Origin of the sequence: Youhaiella tibetensis, from assembly GCF_008000755.1 — a bacterium.
GTDB classification, from domain to species: Bacteria; Pseudomonadota; Alphaproteobacteria; order Rhizobiales; family Devosiaceae; genus Paradevosia; species Paradevosia tibetensis.
On record NZ_CP041690.1, the window covers coordinates 2,648,601 to 2,666,396 of the forward strand.

Genomic DNA, 17,796 nt, shown 5'->3' on the forward strand with positions numbered 1-17,796 from the left:
TTCACTAGCCAGGGATCCCTCGATTGCCCGCTTCCGCCGCCAGCTTCTTCAGCCTCAACACTGCCGCGAGCAACTACAGCCAGCTCACGCAGATGACGGAGAACGGCTATTTCCGCGGCACGGACGGCAAGATGCACATGAACGGCTCGTTCAAGGGCCGCGACGGCAAGTACCACCCCAAGGGTGCGTTCGTGGGCAATGACGGGCTGTATCACGTGCAGGGCTCCACGCTCGGACGCGACCGCAAGTATCACCTGCCCGGCTCCTTCCTCGGCCGGGACGGCGCCTATCACATCAAGGGCTCGTTCGTCGGCACGGACGGCAAGTACCACGGACCGGGCGCCGTGCGGCAGCGCGACGGCACCTACAAGGAAACCCGCTCGAGCGTGAGCCTGATGCAGCTCGAAGCCAGCAATTGCGTGGTGTGAATAGAAAAGGCCCCGATCACCATCTCTGATGATCGAGGCCTTTGGAGAAACGTGCCCGCCGCACTGTTGAGGGCTTGGGGGACAGCGGCGTTCGCGCCTCTCTCGCTCACCGGTGCATGGGTCGTTTGCAGGGTCCAGTGAACTGCCTCACTAGATGGGGTGCATTTGCGGCAGAAAAAGTGCGCTTCACTCAATGGTGAACCCGTTGTTAGCAATGCGCTCACGGTTGCCCAAACGCGACGAAGCTGTCATGGCTTTGCGCTAGAGCGCTGCCTCGAAAAGGTTACGCGAAGAGAGCGAACAATGCCCACGATCAGCCCCGAATCCATGCCCCTGAAGGGCTTCACCGACCCGCAGGAAGCCTGGGCTTACATCGACGAAATCTATAAGAGAAACACGGGCTTCATCCGCATGCACCTGGACGCGCTGGCGCGCGGCGTTGTGCCGGCGGGCAAGGTGCGGGCCTATTATCCTTCCGTGCAGGTGACCTCCAAGAGCTACGGCAAGACCGACTCCACACTGCCCTACGGATACCTGCACACGCCGGGCGTCTACCGCACGACGATCACGGCGACGGACCTGTTCAAGAACTACCTGATCGAGCAGTTCGCCGTGCTCCTCAAGAATCACGGCGGCACCATCGAAGTGGGCGAATCCGCAACCCCAATTCCACTCCATTTCGCGGTGCAGCCGACCGAGCGCGTCAACGGCGAAGCGCTCAACGCCCTGGGCATTCCGCTGCGCGACATTTTCGATGCGCCGGACCTCGCCCATGCCGACGACGAGATCGCCAACGGCACCTTCGTGCCGCCCCAGGGCGGCCCCTACCCGCTCTCGGCCTTCACCGCCCCGCGCATCGACTATTCCCTGCACCGGCTCACCCATTACACGGGCACCGATGCCGAGCATTTCCAGAATTTCGTGATCTTCACGAACTATCAGTTCTATATCGACGAGTTCTGCCGCATCGCGCGCGACCACATGGAGAGCGGCCACGGCTATTACGACGCCTTCGTCGAGCCCGGCAACGCCATCACCATCAACAAGCGCCATGGCGGCGGCACCGAAGGCACGCCCTCGACCCGCGTGCCGCAGATGCCGGCCTATCACCTGGTCGGCGAGCGCGGCCGGGGCATCACGATGGTCAACATCGGGGTCGGCCCCTCCAACGCCAAGACCATCACCGACCACATCGCCGTACTGCGCCCGCACGCCTGGATCATGCTGGGCCACTGTGCGGGGCTGCGCAATTCCCAGGAGCTGGGCGATTACGTGCTGGCCCACGCCTATGTGCGCGAGGACCACGTGCTCGACGCCGACCTGCCGCTCACGGTGCCGGTGCCGGCGCTGGCCGAAATCCAGGTTTCGCTCGAACAGGCGGTGGCCGAGGTCACCAAGCTCGAGGGGCTCGAAACCAAGCGCATCATGCGCACGGGCACGGTAGCGAGCTTCGACAACCGCAACTGGGAACTGCTCGACCAGCGCGAGATCGTCAAGCGCCTGAGCCAGTCGCGCGCGGTGGCGCTCGACATGGAAAGCGCCACGATCGCCGCCAACGGCTTCCGGTTCCGCGTGCCCTACGGCACCCTGCTCTGCGTCTCGGACAAGCCGCTGCATGGCGAGCTGAAACTGCCGGGCATGGCTTCGGACTTCTACCGCACCCAGGTGAGCCAGCACCTGCTCATCGGGCTGCGCGCCATGGAAATCCTGCGCGACCAACCGCCGGAACGGCTGCACTCGCGCAAGCTGCGCAGCTTTGCGGAGACGGCGTTCCAGTAGAGCCCGTCACCCGATCTTCCTTCACCCCGATCTTCCCCGGCCGCAGAGCCGGGGCCCACGTAAGGCTCCACTCGGGCGGAGGGGTGCAATGGGCCCCTTTGCATTTGCGTTATGGTTAGATTGCGGGCGTGACAGACCGGGACGGCTCGCTTCCCTCCCCCTTGTGGGGAGGGATTGAGGGTGGGGAGCAGCCTAAAGACTCCGAGCTCGCTTCTCCCCCACCCTTGTTCCCTCCCCACAAGGGGGAGGGAGACCTGCTGGCGCGATCGTGCTCACCTGCTTGCGCTCGCTGCCCTGGCTAGGCGGTTCCTTCTCACCCTCAACGCCATGATGAGGTCCGGTCCAACTTCGCAGCGTGAATTACAGTTGCCGGATAAGTACGGGAAGGTCAGTGGGAGTGGCGAGTGTTGTGGTCAAGCGCACCAGTGGTTAAGCGCGACAGTCGTGGCTTAAGCACACCAAAAGCAAAGGGGGCCGCAGCCCCCTCTTCATTCCACGCCCAGCGAACCTCACAGCTCCGCGGAGATCGATTCCGTGGCGGCGATGGAGGCCATGTTGACGATGCCGCGGCTGGTGACCGATGGGGCCAGGATGTGCGCGGGCGCGCGGGTGCCCATCAGGATGGGGCCGACTGCAAGTGCGTTGTTCATTTCCTTGAGCAAGGTCATGGAAAGATTCGCTGAATCCAGGTTCGGGAAGATCAGCAGATTGGCTTCGCCCTTGAGCACGGTATCGGGAATATAGCGCTCGCGCAGGTCGGGATTGAGGGCAAGGTCGCCCTGCATTTCGCCCTCGGCGATGAGGTCGGGCGCCACCGCCTTGAGCTTCTGGTAGGCCTCGCGCATCTTGAAGGCGCTGTCGCCATCGCGTGAACCAAAGTTGGAATAGCTCAGCAGCGCCACCTTGGCTTCGATGTTGAAGCGCTTGAGATGGTCGCGCGCCTGGAGCGCGATCGCCACGATCTCGTCGGCGGTGGGGTCCTGGTTGACATAGGTGTCGGCCAGGAAGAACGCGCCGCGCGGCATAATGAGCATCGAGAGCGCCGAAACGTCCTTCACCCCATCCTGGAGCCCAATCACGGAACGGATGTCGCGCACGTGCTTGATGTAGCGGCCCTGAAGGCCGCAGAGCAGCGCGTCGGCCTCCCCGCGCTTGACCGCCAGCGCGCCGATGACCGTGGTGTTGGTGCGCACGATGGTGCGCGCGGTATCGGGGGTCACCCCGCTCCGGCCCACCAGGGAATGGAAGAGAGCCACATAGTCGCGATAGCGCGGATCGTCCTCGGGATTGATGACCTCGAGGTCGCGCGAAAGGTCGAGCGAGAGGCCAAAGCGCGCGATGCGGGCCTCGATGACGCTCGGGCGGCCGATGAGGATCGGGCGGGCGATCTGCTCTTCGAGCAGCACCTGGGCGGCGCGCAGAACGCGCTCGTCCTCGCCATCGGCAAAGGCGATCCGCTTGTTCTGGCCATGGGCGCGATCGATGATCGGCTTCATGACCAGGCCCGAGCGGAACACGAAGCGGTTGAGGCTGTCGTTGTAGGCGACGAAATCCTCGATCGGCCGCTTGGCCACGCCTGAGTCCATCGCCGCGCGCGCCACGGCCGGCGCGATGCGAAGAATCAGGCGCTGGTCGAACGGGTTCGGGATGATGTGCTCGGGGCCGTAGATGGCCGGAGCGCCCGAGGGCGAGACTTCCAGGCCCGGCTCATGGGCGAGCTTGGCGATGGCCTTGACCGCGGCCAGCTTCATCTCCTCGTTGATCGCGGTTGCGCCCACGTCGAGCGCGCCGCGGAAGATGAAGGGGAAGCACAGAACGTTGTTGACCTGGTTTGGGTAGTCAGACCGGCCGGTGCACACCATGGCGTCCGGGCGCGTGGCCTTGGCGACTTCCGGCATGATCTCGGGATTGGGGTTGGCAAGCGCCATGACCAGCGGCTTGGGACCCATGCGCGAGAGCATTTCGGGCGAAAGCGCGCCTGCGGCCGACAGGCCAAGGAAAATGTCAGCGCCATCAATGACTTCGGCAAGCGTCGTCGCTTCGCTGGTCTGGGCGAACTTGGAGCGCCATTTATCGAGCACGTCGGTACGCTTGTGCGTGACGAGCCCGTCCTTGTCGCCGACCCAGATATTCTCGATCTTCGCGCCGAGCGCCACGAGGATGTTGAGGCACGCAATGGCCGCCGCGCCGGCGCCAGACGTGCAGATCTTGACGTCCTCGATCTTCTTGCCGGCCAGTTCGAGACCGTTGAGCACCGCCGCGCCCACGATGATGGCCGTGCCGTGCTGGTCGTCATGGAACACCGGAATGTTCATGCGCGCCCGCAGCGCTTCCTCGATCTCGAAGCAGTCGGGCGCCTTGATGTCCTCAAGGTTGATACCGCCGAAGGTCGGCTCGAGCGGGGCCACGACCTCGATGAACTTCTTGGGGTCGAGTTCGTCGATCTCGATGTCGAAGACGTCGATGCCTGCAAACTTCTTGAAGAGGACCGCCTTGCCTTCCATGACCGGCTTGCTGGCCAGCGCGCCGATGGAGCCCAGGCCGAGAACGGCGGTGCCGTTGGAAATGACGGCCACGAGGTTGCCGCGCGACGTGTAGCGGGTGACGGCGTCCGGATTGGCGGCGATTTCCTCGCACGGAGCGGCTACACCGGGGGAATAGGCGAGCGCCAGGTCGCGCTGGTTGCCCAGCGGCTTGGTCGGCTGGATTTCAAGCTTGCCGGGCTTGGGAAACTCATGGAAATGCAGCGCCGCTTCGCGCAACGCTTTTTTCTGCTCGCTCATGTCCGACGACATGCTGGCCCCCTGCTATTTTCGTGGGGTTGTCCTGCCACTAAACCGAGACAAATGAAAGGCGCAAAAACGGGTTTACGCCGCTGCCGGCTTGAGCTTTCCGCCCGAGGTGACGCCGCCCTTGGAGGGAACGTTGAGCCCGCGCGCGAGCTCGCGGAACTGGGCAACCTTGAGCGCGGGCGCAAAGAGGAAGCCCTGGGCCATGAGCACGCCGTGGTTGCGCAGGTAGATGGCCTGCTCCTGCGTCTCGACGCCTTCGGCGATGACCTCTGTACCGAGATCCCGCGCCATGGCCACCAGGCCATCGAGCACCGGGACGGTGGTGGTATCGGCCTTGACCATATCCACGAACACCCGGTCGATCTTGATGATATCGACGCCCAGCGTCTGCATGTAGGCAAGGTTCGAGTGGCCGGTGCCCACATCGTCCATGGCCAGCTTGCAGCCCAGGGCATGCAGGCCCGCGATGACGCTGTTGGCGGCCGTCGAATTGCCGATGGGTCGCCGTTCGGTGATTTCGAAGCACAGCTGGCGGAAGCCGATGGGGGAATCCCCGAAGATGGCCTGCACGTCCTCCACGATCGTCGAGTCGCGGAAATGGCCCTCGAAGAGGTTGATGGAAATCTTGAGGTCCGGGATCTCGCGGGCGAGATCGGACATATCCACCCTCACCTGTTCCATGAGGCTGAGCGTCATCGGCACGGCCAGGCCCGTGACCTCGGCATAGTCGATGAACGAGCCGGGCGGCACGATCTGGCCGTTGCGCTTCTCCCAGCGGCAGAGCACCTCGCAGCCGGCGATCTTGCCCGTCGCCAGGTTCACCACCGGTTGGTAGTAGGGCTTGATCTCGCCGGCCTGGATGGCGCGCTCGAGATCGAAGGCGGGCAACTGGGAACGGCGCACATACTGAAGCATGAGCAGCAAGAACGCCCCGCTCATGGCTGCCGCGATGACAGTGAAGCTCAGATCGAGATCGGAATAGGTGGAGCGCACCAGCGCGAACGGCAGGGCTGCGTCGACGCGCAGCGGCAGCTCGCCTGCGAAGGCCTGGGCGGTAATGAACTCGGCATCGCTCGAGCGGCGCTCATAGGGCGTGGGATCGCCCGAAGTGCTGATCGGGGTACCGTTGGTCAGCGAGACCTGCGCCATGCCGCCGGTCGTCAGGTCCTGCGCGACGGTCTCGGGCGGGAACGGCAGCACGGGCACGAAGGCCGAGATCCGGCGGGTCGTGCTGTAGCTCTGCGTGATCTTGAAGGCCGGCACGTCCAGGTCCGCCAGGCGCACCACTGCAATCGTCTCGGTGCGGCCCGGGATGCCCAGGTCGTCGGACAGACGGGTATATTTCACCTCGCGCCCGAAGGCGTCGCAGAACTGGGCCCCATCGGTGTTCTCGACCAGGATCTGGCGCAGGTAGAGGTTGGATTCCATCTCCTTGAGCACGTTGCCGACGAAGGTCGGCGTGCACAACGACGGACTCTCGGCCACGATGGTCCGCAGACCGGCAATGCCGGCATTGGCGGTGGCCTGGATCTTTTCGGTGACGTGCTCGATGCCGGCCTGCAGCACCCCCTGCTCGCGCACCCGCACGTAGTTGTCGAGGAGATAGTCCACGCCCAGGACCGGCACGAAGGCTATGAGGGCCGTCAGCAGCACGACGATGTGTGAGTACCGGGATTTCACGCTGCGCGGTTCCAAGGACACGGATCCCTATTACCGCTAGCAAGGGCCGCTTAAATTGGCGTTAAACGCGCAACAGGCAAAAGGCGGCACAAGTGCCGCCTTTTCAGATGTTTGGCTTGATGGGGCGTGAGCCCTATTCCTTGACGTTCAGGCGCACGTGCAGTTCGCGCAACTGCTTGGGCGAAGCCGGCGACGGCGCGCCCATCAGCAGGTCTTCGGCCTGCTGGTTCATCGGGAACAGCGTGATCTCGCGCAGGTTCTGCGCGCCGCAGATCAGCATCACGATGCGATCGATGCCGAATGCGGCGCCGCCGTGCGGGGGTGCACCGTACTGGAAGGCGCGGTAGAGGCCACCGAAGCGCTCCTCGACGTCCTGGCGGGTCAGGCCGACCTTTTCGAACGCCTCCACCATCGTCTCCGGTTCCTGGTTACGGATCGAGCCCGAGGCGATTTCGAAGCCGTTGCAGACGGCGTCGTACTGGTAGGCCTTGATCTTGAGCGGATCCTGGTTGTGCAGGGCGTCCAGCCCCCCCTGCGGCATCGAGAACGGGTTGTGCGCGAAGTCCAGCTTCTTTTCTTCCTCGCTCCACTCGTAGAACGGGAAGTCCACGATCCAGCAGAGCTCGAACCGCTCGGTATCGACCAGGTTCAGGTCCGTGCCGGCCTTGGTGCGGGCCTCGCCAGCGAACTTGTAGAACTTGGCCGGATCGCCTGCCACGAAGAAGGCGGCGTCCCCGTCACCCAGGCCCAGCTGGTTGCGGATGGCCTCGGTGCGCTCGGGCCCGATGTTCTTGGCGATCGGGCCAGCGCCCTCGATGACGTCGCCTTCCTTGCGCCAGAAGATATAGCCCAGGCCCGGCTGGCCCTCGCCCTGCGCCCAGGCGTTCATGCGATCGCAGAACGCGCGCGAACCGCCGGTCTTGGCCGGAATGGCCCACACTTCAGTCTTGGAATCGGAAGCGATGAGGTTGGCGAAGACCTTGAAGCCCGAACCGGCGAAATGCTCGGTCACGGCCTGCATCTCGATCGGATTGCGCAGGTCCGGCTTGTCCGAGCCGTACTTGCGGATCGCGGTGTCATAGGGAATACGCGGCCATTCCTTGGTGACAGGCTTGCCCTCGGCGAATTCCTCGAAGAGGCCGGTGATGACCGGGCTCATCGTGTCCCAGACGTCTTCCTGGGTCACAAAGCTCATCTCCAGGTCGAGCTGGTAGAACTCGCCCGGCAGGCGGTCGGCGCGCGGATCTTCGTCACGGAAGCACGGCGCGATCTGGAAGTAGCGGTCAAAGCCCGCCACCATCAGGAGCTGCTTGTACTGCTGGGGCGCCTGCGGCAGGGCGAAGAACTTGCCCGGATGGATGCGGCTGGGCACCAGGAAGTCGCGCGCGCCTTCCGGCGAGGACGCCGTCAGGATGGGAGTCGAATACTCGGCAAAGCCGATCTCGCCCATGCGCTGGCGCATCGAGGAGATGACCTTGGTGCGCTTGACGATATTGGCGTGCAGCGTTTCGCGGCGCAGGTCGAGGAAGCGGTAGCGCAGGCGCACGTCTTCCGGGTAGTCCGGCTCGCCGAACACCGGCAGCGGCAATTCCTTGGCGGCGCCGAGCACTTCGATTTCGCGGATGAACACTTCGACCGAGCCGGTCGGCAGGTTCGGGTTCACCGTCTCGGGCGTGCGCAGCTTGACCTCGCCGTCGATCCGCACGACCCATTCGGCGCGCAGCGTCTCGGCGAGCGCGAAGGCCGGGGAATCCGGGTCGATCACGCACTGGGTGAGGCCATAATGGTCGCGCAGGTCCAGGAACAACAGCCCGCCGTGATCGCGGATACGATTGACCCAGCCGGCAAGGCGGACGGTCTGCCCTACCTCCTGGACGGTGAGTTGTGCGCATGTGTGCGAACGGTAGCGATGCATCTTGATACTCTTGCGGGAAAAAACCGGCGGATTCTGCGCCGGGAAAAGCGCATGCAAGGGCCGCTTTGTCAAGGCGAGCCGCCCTTTCCATTTACCTTAGGCCAACGTTTCCGCGAGCGCGGCAAATCGGTTCTGGAGTGATCCGGCCACACCTGTTAGGAATTCGTTAATTGTGTTTGGTGGGCGAATAATGGATCTAGTTACCTCCACCGCTGTCTTGGCCGAGTTCAGCGCCAGGGCGGCGGGGTATGATTTTGTTACGGTTGATACCGAATTTCTTCGCGAAACAACCTATTGGCCGAAGCTGTGCCTCATACAGGCCGCAACGGATGATGAAGCTGTACTTATCGACCCGCTGGCGCCCGGCCTCGACCTCGCCCCGTTCCTCGAACTGATGAACAATCCCGCCGTGGTTAAGGTCTTCCACGCCGCGCGCCAGGATATCGAAATCTTCGTCAAGCTGACCGGCCAGGTCCCCCAGAACATCTTCGATACCCAGGTCGCCGCAAGCGTTTGCGGTTTTGGCGACAGCGTCTCTTACGACAACCTGGTGCGCTCGATCACCAATGTCGATCTCGACAAGAGTTCGCGTTTCACCGACTGGTCGGCCCGCCCGCTGACCGACAAGCAGAAACTCTACGCGCTGGCGGACGTCACCCACCTGCGCGACATCTACAAGGCCCTGCGCAAGCAGATCGAGGATACCGGGCGCGGTGCCTGGGTGGAGGACGAAATGTCGGTGCTGCGCAGCATCGATACCTATGTCGTCCAGCCGGATACGGCCTGGGAGCGACTCAAGCTCAAGATCAATCGCCCGCGCGACCTGGCCGCCCTCAAAGTGCTGGCCGGCTGGCGCGAGAAGCGCGCGCAGGACACCGACCAGCCGCGCAGCCGCATTCTCAAGGACGACGCGCTTTACGAACTCGCCCAGCAGCGCCCGCTCTCGCCGGAAGACTTCGAAAAGCTGCGCGCCGTGCCGCGCGGCTTCGGGCGCTCGAGCGCGGCCGGCGAGATCATGAACCTGCTCAAGAGCGTCGAAGCGCTGACCAAGGCGCAGCTGCCGCCGATGCCCGAGCGCTATCGCGGCCCCTCGCCCAAGGGCGCCGTCGGCGACCTGCTGCGCGTGCTGCTCAAGGCGGTCTCCGAACAGCACGGCGTCGCCACCCGTATCATCGCCACGTCCGACGACATCGACGCCATCGTGCTCGATGACGAGGCGGACGTCCCTGCCCTCAAGGGATGGCGGCGCAAGCTCTTCGGAGACAAGGCGCTGGCGGTCAAGCACGGCCGGGTCGGGCTGGCCGCGACCCGCAAGGGAATCATCGAGATCCCGATCAAGGAATCCTGATCACCGCGCCTTTGAGATCGGCCACGGACGCCAACTGATCGAGCCGTCCTTGCAGGTGCTCGCCTGCAAGGAACGCCAGGTCCTTGGCGAGATTGAGCACCAGCGTCTCCCCGTCGAGCGAGAAGCTGGTCCGCGGCAGGACGCCGGGCATGGCAGCCGACATCGGATAGGCTACGCGGAACAGCGCACCCAGCAGGCGCGCCCGGGTGCTGTAGATGGGCCCGGAAAGGCTCAGGATCGCGCGGCTTACGCTCTTCTGCTTGAGGCCCATGTAGCGCACGGCCAGGACCTCGGCGAGGAAGGCGCGGCCCGGATGGTCGATGCCGGTCATCGAGCCATAGGCGACCATGTCGATACTCTGCTCGCCGCGATAGTCCGGATGCCCGCGCCAGCCGATATCGGAGATGAGGCAGGCAACGCGCCGCAGGCGCTTCTCTTCCTCGGTCTCGGAAAAGCCGATGGCGCCGAGGAAATTGTCGGTGAACCCCACCAGATCGATGGCATGAAGCGGCGAGCGCGAACGCAGTACCGAGACTTCCTCGGCCGCCTGCACCAGCGGATCGACGTCCTGCTCCCCGGCTTCGAGCAGGCTGTAGAGGTAGCCCTCGCGCACCCCGAGGGCGGAGAACACCACGGTCTTGAAATTGCCCGCCTTGATCACTTCGCCCAGCACCGCCGCGCCATAGGGCACGAGGTCCCGGCGCGAGGACGAGGCGGTATCCATGCCAGGATAGGGCTTGCCCGCCTCCGCGGCCTCCACGATGTCGTCGCAAAGCTTGACCAGGTCAGGCCCCTTGGCTGTGTAGTGCTGGACCATATGGAGCGGGTAACGCCGCTGGACCTGATGCACCTTGGCCAAGGACCGCCAGGTGCCGCCGATGGCGCAGAAGGCCGTGGCCGGCGTCTTGATGAGCTGGGAGTCCTTGAGACGCGCCCGCACCAGCGCCGCGGCCTTGACCGGCGAGACCTCGCTATCGTCCTGAAGACGGATGACGCCGAGTTCGTGGGTTTCCCCCACCGCGTCGAGGCCATCGGCGATGCTGGAAAGTTCGAGGCTGCCGCCTCCGAGATCGCCCACGAGGCCGGTGAAGCCCGGGATGCCCGCAACCACGCCGAGCGAGGCGAAATGGGCTTCCTGCTCCCCGCTGAGCACCTTGACCGGCACGCCCATGATGCGCTCCACCGCCGAGACGAACTCGGCGCGGTTGCTGGCATCGCGAACCGCGGAGGTCGCCAGGACATGGACGGTGCCGGCCTTCATCAGGCGCGCCACGAGCGCGAACCGCTGGATGGCGGTCAGCGCGCGCGTCATGTTTTCCTCGGCCAGCTTGCCGGTGGTGGCAATCCCGCGCCCGAGGGCGCAGGACGACTTTTCGTTGTAGAGCGCGGTCAGCGCCCGGGCGTGACGTTCGTAGACGACGAGTCGAACGGAATTGGAGCCAATGTCCAGAACCGCGACCGGCCGGGCCCCTTTGATTCGCCCCTGCGCAGTCGGGTCGGCATCAACGCCCCAGTATTGGTTCAATCGTCGCCCTCGTCGCTATCGTGCGCAATGGCACTGCCCCGCCCGGAAAGACTGGGGTTGGTCATGAAGTAGTCGTGCGCGTTGAAGGGCTCTTCCCCCTCTTCGATCCGCACACGATGCGAGCTGCCGTCGGGCAGCACTTCCCAGCTCTGCTGGTTGTCCCGAAGATACGCAACCAGGATGCGGTCAACAATCTGCTTATGCACGGTCTTGTTGAGAATGGGCACCATCACCTCGACGCGCCAGTCGAGATTGCGCTGCATGAGGTCGGCCGAGGACATATAGACCTTGGCCTGGCGCGAAGGCAGCGGGGCACCGTTGCCGAAGCAGTAGATGCGCGAGTGCTCGAGGAAGCGCCCGACCACCGACTTGACCCGGATATTGTCCGAGAAGCCCGGGATCCCGGGCCGCAGGCAGCAGATGCCGCGCACGATCAGCTCGACCTTAACCCCGGCCTGGCTGGCATCGTAAAGGGCGTCGATGATCTGCGGATCGACCAGCGCGTTCATCTTGAGCCAGATGGTGGCCGGCTGGCCGTTGCGGGCGAACTCAACCTCGCGGGCGATGTTGTCGAGCAGGGTCTGGCGCAGGTTGACCGGCGAGGCCGCAATGACTTCGAGTTCGGTCGGACGCGCATAGCCGGTGATGAAATTGAAGACCCGCGCCACGTCCCGCGTGATGGCGGGGTTGCAGGTGAAATAGCTCAGGTCCGTGTAGATCTTGGCGGTGATCGGGTGGTAGTTGCCGGTGCCCAGGTGGCAGTAGGAAACGAGCTTGCCGTGCTCGCGCCGCACCACCTGGCTCATCTTGGCGTGGGTCTTGAGCTCGATGAAGCCGAAGACCACCTGCGCCCCTGCCCGCTCGAGATCGCGGGCCCAGCGGATATTGGCCTCTTCGTCGAACCGCGCCTTGAGCTCGACCAGCGCCGTCACCGACTTGCCGGCCTCGGCCGCCATCACCAGCGCCTTGACGATCGGGGAGTCCGCCGAGGTGCGGTAGAGCGTCTGCTTGATGGCCACCACATCGGGGTCGCGTGCCGCCTGCAGCAGGAACTGGGCCACGACGTCGAAGCTCTCGAACGGATGGTGGACAAGGATATCCTTCTGCCGCACCGCCGCGAACACGTCTCCGCTGTAGTCGCGGATCCGCTCGGGAAAGCGGGCGTGATAGGCGGCGAACTTGAGGTCGGGCCGCTCGATGTCGCAAATCTTGCGCGCATCCGCCAAACCGAGGAAACCCTCGACCTGGAAGATGTCTTCCGGGCTCGCATGGATCTGCTCGCTGATCTGCTTGCGCAGCGCCATGGGTGCGGACTTTTCGATTTCGAGGCGGATCACCTGCCCGCGCCGGCGCTGGCGCAGGGCGGATTCGAACTCGACCACGAGGTCGGCCGCTTCGTCGTCGATTTCGATTTCGCTGTCACGGATTACGCGGAACGCGCCTGACCCGATGACCTCGTAGCCGGGGAACATCTTGTGAAAGAAGATCTTGATCAGCGTCTCGATGGCCACGACCTCGATCCGCCCCTCCGACACCAGCCCGGCCGGCAACGAAATGAAACGCTCGAGATTTGCCGGAATGCGCACCAGCGCGGTCAGTTGCTGGGACGAATTGGGGCGCTGGAGCTGGAAAGCCAGCGCAAAGCCGAGATTGGGAATGAACGGGAAAGGATGGGCCGGATCGATGGCGATCGGCGTCAGGACCGGGAAGATTTCCTCCCGGAACAGCCGTTCGAGATAGCGCAACTGCTCGGAGGTCAGGTCGTCCGCCTCGTGGATCACCACGTTAGCGGCGAACAGTTCCTCGCGGATCGACTGCCAGTAATCCTGCTGCTCGAGCTGGAGATGCTGGGTGAGCGTGATGATGTCGTCGAGCTGTTCCTTGGGCGTCAGGCCGTCATCGGACGGCTTGGTGAGCCCGGCGCGCAACTGGCCCTTCAGGCCCGCCACGCGCACCATGAAGAACTCGTCGAGATTGTTCGCGGAGATCGAGACGAACCGCAGCCGCTCGAGCAGCGGGTGATGAACGTTCCCCGCCTCCTCGAGCACGCGCATGTTGAACTGGAGCCAGGAGACCTCGCGGTTCACGAACCGCGCCGGGCTGTTGCGCAGTTCGGCCACGTCCGGAACCGCCCCTTCGGCTTCGGCAATCTCGGTTATCTCATTCATCCTCTTGGTCGCTTTCCAGCTCGCTGTCCGCGGCCCCTTCGCCGCTTTCCCCCCGGCGCATCGCCAGCGCTTCGGCCGCCAGCGCCCGTGTGATCCTGCTCCCGCGCTCGAGCGCAAGCCGATCCAACAGGTCCACCAGCGCCGTCGCCTCCTCGGGCGACCGCTCCATCCGCGCCACCAGATAGGAAATGATCCGGGGATCGACCGCCACCTGGCGATCTCCGAACAACTTCACGAAAATCTGTGACAATTGAATGTCGTCGGTCTGCTCGATGGTAAACGATGCGGCCAGCCGCGCACGCGATTTTACATCGTCCGTCACATAGGGCCAGCTTGAAACCGGCTCGCGCGCCGTCATCAACAGCGGCCGTCTGTCGCGCATGGACTGGTTGAGCAGGTGGAAGAGCGCCGCCTCCTCATAGCCGGCCCGATCCACATCCTCGATGACGAGCGGCGCCGTGCCACCCTGGCGCGAGAGCTCTTCGAGCTCCTCGGGCCTGGCCGTGCGGGCACCGGTGCGATCGGCCCAGATACGGGCCAGATGCGACTTGCCCGCGCTCGCCGGTCCGGTGACCAGCGTCAGCGGCCCGGGCCAGTTGGGATAGGCGAGCAGGTGCGCGAGCGCCAACTCGTTCCCCTCCCCGACCAGGAAATCAGCTTCTGCATGCGAAGGCGTGTGGCCGAGTTCGAGCGCCAGTTGCACACTCGGGAGAGCACCTTCGCCCGCCTTAGGCGGCCGCGTCGGGCTTGTCACCGCCGCCCCCGTTCGGCCCGAGATAGAGCGGGCTCGCCTTGTACTTGCGCACGCTGTAGCGCAGCAGCACCGCAGCGATGGCCGAAAGCGGCACTGCCAGCAGCAGGCCGAGGAAACCGAAGAGCTGGGCAAAGGCCAGCAGCGCCAGCATCAGCCAGACCGGGTTGATGCCGATGCTGGAGCCCACGAGCTTGGGATAGAGCACGTTCCCTTCCAGGAACTGCCCGACACCGAAGACAATGCCGATGATGATGATCCGGAACCAGTCCGGCCAGAACTGCACGATGGCGATGCCGACCGACAGCCCGAAGCCGATGACGAACCCGACATAGGGAATGAAGCTGAGAAGCCCGGTGATGAGGCCCAGCACGAGGCCGAAACTGAGCCCGCCCAGTGTCAGGCCCGTGGCGTAATAGACGCACAGGATCAGCACCACGCTGCCCTGCCCACGGATAACGCCTGCCATGGACCTGTCGATATCGGCCAGGACACCCTGGATTTCCTCGCGATAGGCGCGCGGGAGGAGGTTATCGAGCCCTTTGACCATGCCGTCCCAATCGAGCAGCAGGTAGAAGGCCACCACCGGCGCGACGATGGCGAGGCCCAGCGTACCGATGAACGAGGCGCTGCTCTGGTAGATCTGGCCGGTGACCCAGGCGGTGATGCCCGGCAGGTTGAGGCTGTTGAACCACTCGGTAAGGCTATGTTCGAGCTGCAGGGTGCGCTCGGGGCCGAGCCACTCGTTTAGGGCCGGAACGGCGCGATTGGCCAGGGCCTGGAGGTCCGACACATATCCGGGCAGGCGTTGACCGAGGCCGATCACCTGCGAAACCACAAGCGGCACCAGCAGGAACATGCCCCAGGCGATGACCGACAGCACGACCACGAGTACGATAGCCGTGGCCCAGCCGCGGTTTAGCCGCAGCTTTTCAAGCTGGGCGACAACCGGGTTGAGCAGGTAGGCCAGCGCCAGGCCGATCACGAAGGGCAGCAGGATGCCCCGGAAGAACCAGATGGATAGCGCCAGGGCGACCAGAAAACCCACCCAGACGAGGACCTGATTTCGCAGCGACATAAATCGGGCAACCCTTGCGTCGTATCGGTGGAGCGTTTATCAGCGCTGTTAACGGCCGGGACCGGCAATTTCAACTGTTTTGGTCTCGACCCAAATGCCAACCAAACCGGCATCGAGGCCAATGTCCGACCAGCAAAACCTGCCATCAAACGGGCTGTCCTACAAGCAGGCGGGTGTCGATATCGACGCCGGGAACGCCTTGGTCGAAGCCATCAAGCCAGCGGTGCGCTCGACGCGCCGGCCCGGCGCCGACGGCGAGATCGGCGGCTTCGGCGGCCTCTTCGACCTCAAGGCCGCCGGCTTCAACGACCCGATCCTCGTCGCCGCCAATGACGGCGTGGGCACCAAGCTCAAGATCGCCATCGATACCGGCAAGCACTCGACCATCGGCATCGACCTGGTGGCCATGTGCGTCAACGATATCGTCGTGCAGGGCGCCGAGCCGCTGTTCTTCCTCGACTACTTCGCCACCGGCAAGCTCGACGTGACGGCCGGTACGGCCATCGTTGAAGGCATCGCCGAGGGTTGCCGCATCGCCGGCTGCGCGCTGATCGGCGGCGAGACCGCCGAAATGCCCGGCATGTACCAGGGCCACGACTACGACCTGGCGGGCTTCGCGGTGGGCGCGGCCGAACGCGGCACGCTGCTGCCCCGCAACGACATCAAGGCCGGCGACACGCTGGTGGCCATCGCCTCCTCGGGTGTGCACTCGAACGGCTATTCGCTCGTGCGGCGGATCGTCGATATTTCGGGTCTCGACTGGTACATGCCCGCTCCGTTTGCCGAGGGACAGGAACTCTCCGAGGCCCTGCTCACGCCCACCCGCATCTACGTTAAGCCGATCCTGGCCGCCCTCAAGGCGGGCCTCGGGATCAAGGCGCTGGCCCACATCACCGGCGGCGGCTTCATCGACAATATCCCGCGCGTGCTGCCCGAGACGCTGGCGGCGCACATCAACCTCTCCGCCATCACCGTGCCGAAGGTCTTCGGCTGGCTGGCCAAGGTCGGCGGCATCGAGGAGCGCGAGATGCTGCGCACCTTCAATTGCGGCGTCGGCATGCTGGTGGCCGTCGAGGCTGCCGATGCCGAAGCGCTTGTCGCCCAGCTCACCGCAGCCGGCGAAACGGCCTCCGTGATCGGCACGCTGACCGAGCGGACGGGCGAACCCGTGACCTTCGAAGGCGCGCTGGCCCTCTAGGATGGCGGGCGGCAAGGGGCGGCTGATCATCGTCTGCGGCTTGCCGGGGTCCGGCAAGACCCCCCTTGCCCTCGAACTCGCCGCCGAACCCGGCGCGGTGCGCTATTCGCCCGACGACTGGATGGACGCCCTGGGCATCAACCTCTGGGACGAGGATAAGCGCGACGGCATAGAGCAGTTGCAGTGGCAGGCCGCCCAGCAGGTCCTTGCGCTTGGCGGCACCGCCATCATCGAATGGGGAACCTGGGCTCGCTCCGAACGCGACCGGCTGCGACTGGGCGCCCGCGCCCTTGGCGCCGCAGCGGAACTGATTCATCTCGAAGCCCCGCTCGAGGTGCTTCTTGAACGCACCCGCAAGCGTGGCAGGGAAAACCCGCCAATCACGCTCGACATGCTCGAAAAGAGCTCCAGGTCCTTTGAAGTCCCGAACGCCGAAGAACTGGCGCTCTACGATCCTCCAGCAAAGGTTCGCTCCTCGTGAAAGTCCGCAAGCGCGTCGCCATCCTCATTTCGGGCCGGGGCTCGAACATGACGGCCCTGATAGAGGCCGCCAAGGCGCCGGACTTTCCGGCCGAGATTGTCGGGGTGCTCTCCAACAAGGCTGACGCCAAGGGCCTTGAAACGGCGGCCGCGAGCGGCATCGCCACCGCCGTCCGCTCGCACCGCGATTACGCCTCGAGGGAAGCCTTCGATGCCGAGCTCGATGCCGTGCTGCGCGGCTGGGAGGCCGATTTCGTCGCCCTCGCCGGCTTCATGCGCCTGCTGACGCCCGAGTTCACCGAGAAGTGGCTGGGACGGATGATCAACATCCACCCCGCCCTCCTGCCCTCGTTCAAGGGCCTGCACACGCACGAGCAGGCGCTTGCCGCCGGCGTGCCGCTGCATGGATGCACCGTGCACTTCGTGACCCCGGGCATGGACGAGGGCCCTGCGATCGCCCAGGCAGCCGTGCCGGTGCTCCCGGGCGACACCCCCGACGACCTCGCGGCCCGGGTGTTGGTGGCCGAACACGCCATCTATCCACGCGCATTGGCGGCGCTCGCCGAGGGCCGGATTGCGCTCGAGGACGGCAAGGTCGTGCACAAGGGCGCGGCAGGCACCCCGCCGGCCCCCTTCGCCTGGCCGCTCTACTGA

The 17,796-nt window shown here is 64.7% G+C and carries 13 protein-coding genes; 6 read left to right on the forward strand and 7 right to left on the reverse strand.

What is annotated here, in order from left to right:
- Positions 1-23: 23 nt before the first annotated feature.
- Both FNA67_RS12770 and FNA67_RS12775 read left to right on the forward strand, forming a co-directional pair.
- A complete protein-coding gene (locus tag FNA67_RS12770) occupies positions 24-428 on the forward strand; it encodes a hypothetical protein (protein ID WP_049705536.1) in 405 nt (134 codons plus the stop codon).
- Between the two features lie 303 nt (positions 429-731).
- Positions 732-2,207, forward strand: a complete 1,476-nt coding sequence (locus FNA67_RS12775) for an AMP nucleosidase (RefSeq protein WP_049705537.1) — start codon at positions 732-734, stop codon at positions 2,205-2,207.
- Between the two features lie 509 nt (positions 2,208-2,716).
- Here FNA67_RS12775 and FNA67_RS12780 read toward each other — a convergent pair.
- The 3 genes from FNA67_RS12780 to aspS form a co-directional block, all read right to left on the reverse strand.
- Positions 2,717-5,002: an NADP-dependent malic enzyme gene (locus tag FNA67_RS12780; RefSeq protein WP_280176961.1), complete on the reverse strand. Its 2,286-nt coding sequence runs from the start codon at positions 5,000-5,002 to the stop codon at positions 2,717-2,719.
- Positions 5,003-5,074: 72 nt separating this feature from the next.
- Positions 5,075-6,679 (reverse strand): EAL domain-containing protein, encoded by a 1,605-nt coding sequence (locus FNA67_RS12785; protein ID WP_145976747.1) that lies wholly within the window; start codon positions 6,677-6,679, stop codon positions 5,075-5,077.
- A 133-nt stretch (positions 6,680-6,812) separates the two neighbouring features.
- Positions 6,813-8,594 carry an aspartate--tRNA ligase gene (gene aspS, locus FNA67_RS12790; RefSeq protein WP_147656292.1) on the reverse strand — a complete coding sequence of 594 codons (1,782 nt, stop codon included), beginning with the start codon at positions 8,592-8,594 and terminating at the stop codon, positions 6,813-6,815.
- Between the two features lie 190 nt (positions 8,595-8,784).
- Between aspS and rnd the strand changes: the two genes are divergently transcribed.
- The gene (rnd, locus tag FNA67_RS12795; protein WP_049705539.1) at positions 8,785-9,942 is read left to right on the forward strand and encodes a ribonuclease D; all 1,158 of its coding nucleotides are present in this window, start codon (positions 8,785-8,787) and stop codon (positions 9,940-9,942) included.
- On the opposite strand, the gene FNA67_RS12800 is transcribed toward rnd, so the two are convergent.
- The 4 genes from FNA67_RS12800 to FNA67_RS12815 are packed head-to-tail and all read right to left on the reverse strand — an operon-like array spanning position 9,929 to position 15,464.
- Positions 9,929-11,467: a Ppx/GppA phosphatase family protein gene (locus FNA67_RS12800; RefSeq protein ID WP_147656293.1), complete on the reverse strand. Its 1,539-nt coding sequence runs from the start codon at positions 11,465-11,467 to the stop codon at positions 9,929-9,931. The two genes, rnd and FNA67_RS12800, sit on opposite strands and share 14 nt — an antisense overlap.
- On the reverse strand, positions 11,464-13,635 hold the full coding sequence (locus FNA67_RS12805) for an RNA degradosome polyphosphate kinase (protein WP_049705541.1): 2,172 nt from the start codon (positions 13,633-13,635) through the stop codon (positions 11,464-11,466). The genes FNA67_RS12800 and FNA67_RS12805 overlap by 4 nt, the downstream gene beginning before the upstream one ends.
- Positions 13,628-14,338: a P-loop NTPase family protein gene (locus FNA67_RS12810; RefSeq protein WP_147656294.1), complete on the reverse strand. Its 711-nt coding sequence runs from the start codon at positions 14,336-14,338 to the stop codon at positions 13,628-13,630. The genes FNA67_RS12805 and FNA67_RS12810 overlap by 8 nt, the downstream gene beginning before the upstream one ends.
- Positions 14,339-14,363: 25 nt before the next feature.
- The gene (locus tag FNA67_RS12815) at positions 14,364-15,464 is read right to left on the reverse strand and encodes an AI-2E family transporter (RefSeq protein ID WP_049705543.1); all 1,101 of its coding nucleotides are present in this window, start codon (positions 15,462-15,464) and stop codon (positions 14,364-14,366) included.
- Between the two features lie 121 nt (positions 15,465-15,585).
- Between FNA67_RS12815 and purM the strand changes: the two genes are divergently transcribed.
- Genes purM through purN form a run of 3 tightly spaced genes read left to right on the forward strand, consistent with a single transcriptional unit; the run spans position 15,586 to position 17,796 of the window.
- Positions 15,586-16,662: a phosphoribosylformylglycinamidine cyclo-ligase gene (gene purM, locus FNA67_RS12820; protein ID WP_049705544.1), complete on the forward strand. Its 1,077-nt coding sequence runs from the start codon at positions 15,586-15,588 to the stop codon at positions 16,660-16,662.
- A 1-nt stretch (position 16,663) separates the two neighbouring features.
- On the forward strand, positions 16,664-17,143 hold the full coding sequence (locus FNA67_RS12825) for a P-loop nucleotide/nucleoside kinase family protein (RefSeq protein WP_147656295.1): 480 nt from the start codon (positions 16,664-16,666) through the stop codon (positions 17,141-17,143).
- Entirely contained in the window at positions 17,140-17,796 is a 657-nt protein-coding gene (purN, locus tag FNA67_RS12830) for a phosphoribosylglycinamide formyltransferase (protein ID WP_147656296.1), read from the forward strand. The genes FNA67_RS12825 and purN overlap by 4 nt, the downstream gene beginning before the upstream one ends.

What these genes read in the sequence shown, in the direction of transcription:
- aspS (WP_147656292.1), bottom strand. Translation starts at nt 8,594, where the DNA reads ATGCATCGCTACCGTTCGCACACATGCGCACAACTCACCGTCCAGGAG.
- rnd (WP_049705539.1), top strand. Translation starts at nt 8,785, where the DNA reads ATGGATCTAGTTACCTCCACCGCTGTCTTGGCCGAGTTCAGCGCCAGG.
- purM (WP_049705544.1), top strand. Translation starts at nt 15,586, where the DNA reads ATGTCCGACCAGCAAAACCTGCCATCAAACGGGCTGTCCTACAAGCAG.
- FNA67_RS12815 (WP_049705543.1), bottom strand. Translation starts at nt 15,464, where the DNA reads ATGTCGCTGCGAAATCAGGTCCTCGTCTGGGTGGGTTTTCTGGTCGCC.
- FNA67_RS12825 (WP_147656295.1), top strand. Translation starts at nt 16,664, where the DNA reads ATGGCGGGCGGCAAGGGGCGGCTGATCATCGTCTGCGGCTTGCCGGGG.
- FNA67_RS12780 (WP_280176961.1), bottom strand. Translation starts at nt 5,002, where the DNA reads ATGTCGTCGGACATGAGCGAGCAGAAAAAAGCGTTGCGCGAAGCGGCG.
- FNA67_RS12805 (WP_049705541.1), bottom strand. Translation starts at nt 13,635, where the DNA reads ATGAATGAGATAACCGAGATTGCCGAAGCCGAAGGGGCGGTTCCGGAC.
- FNA67_RS12775 (WP_049705537.1), top strand. Translation starts at nt 732, where the DNA reads ATGCCCACGATCAGCCCCGAATCCATGCCCCTGAAGGGCTTCACCGAC.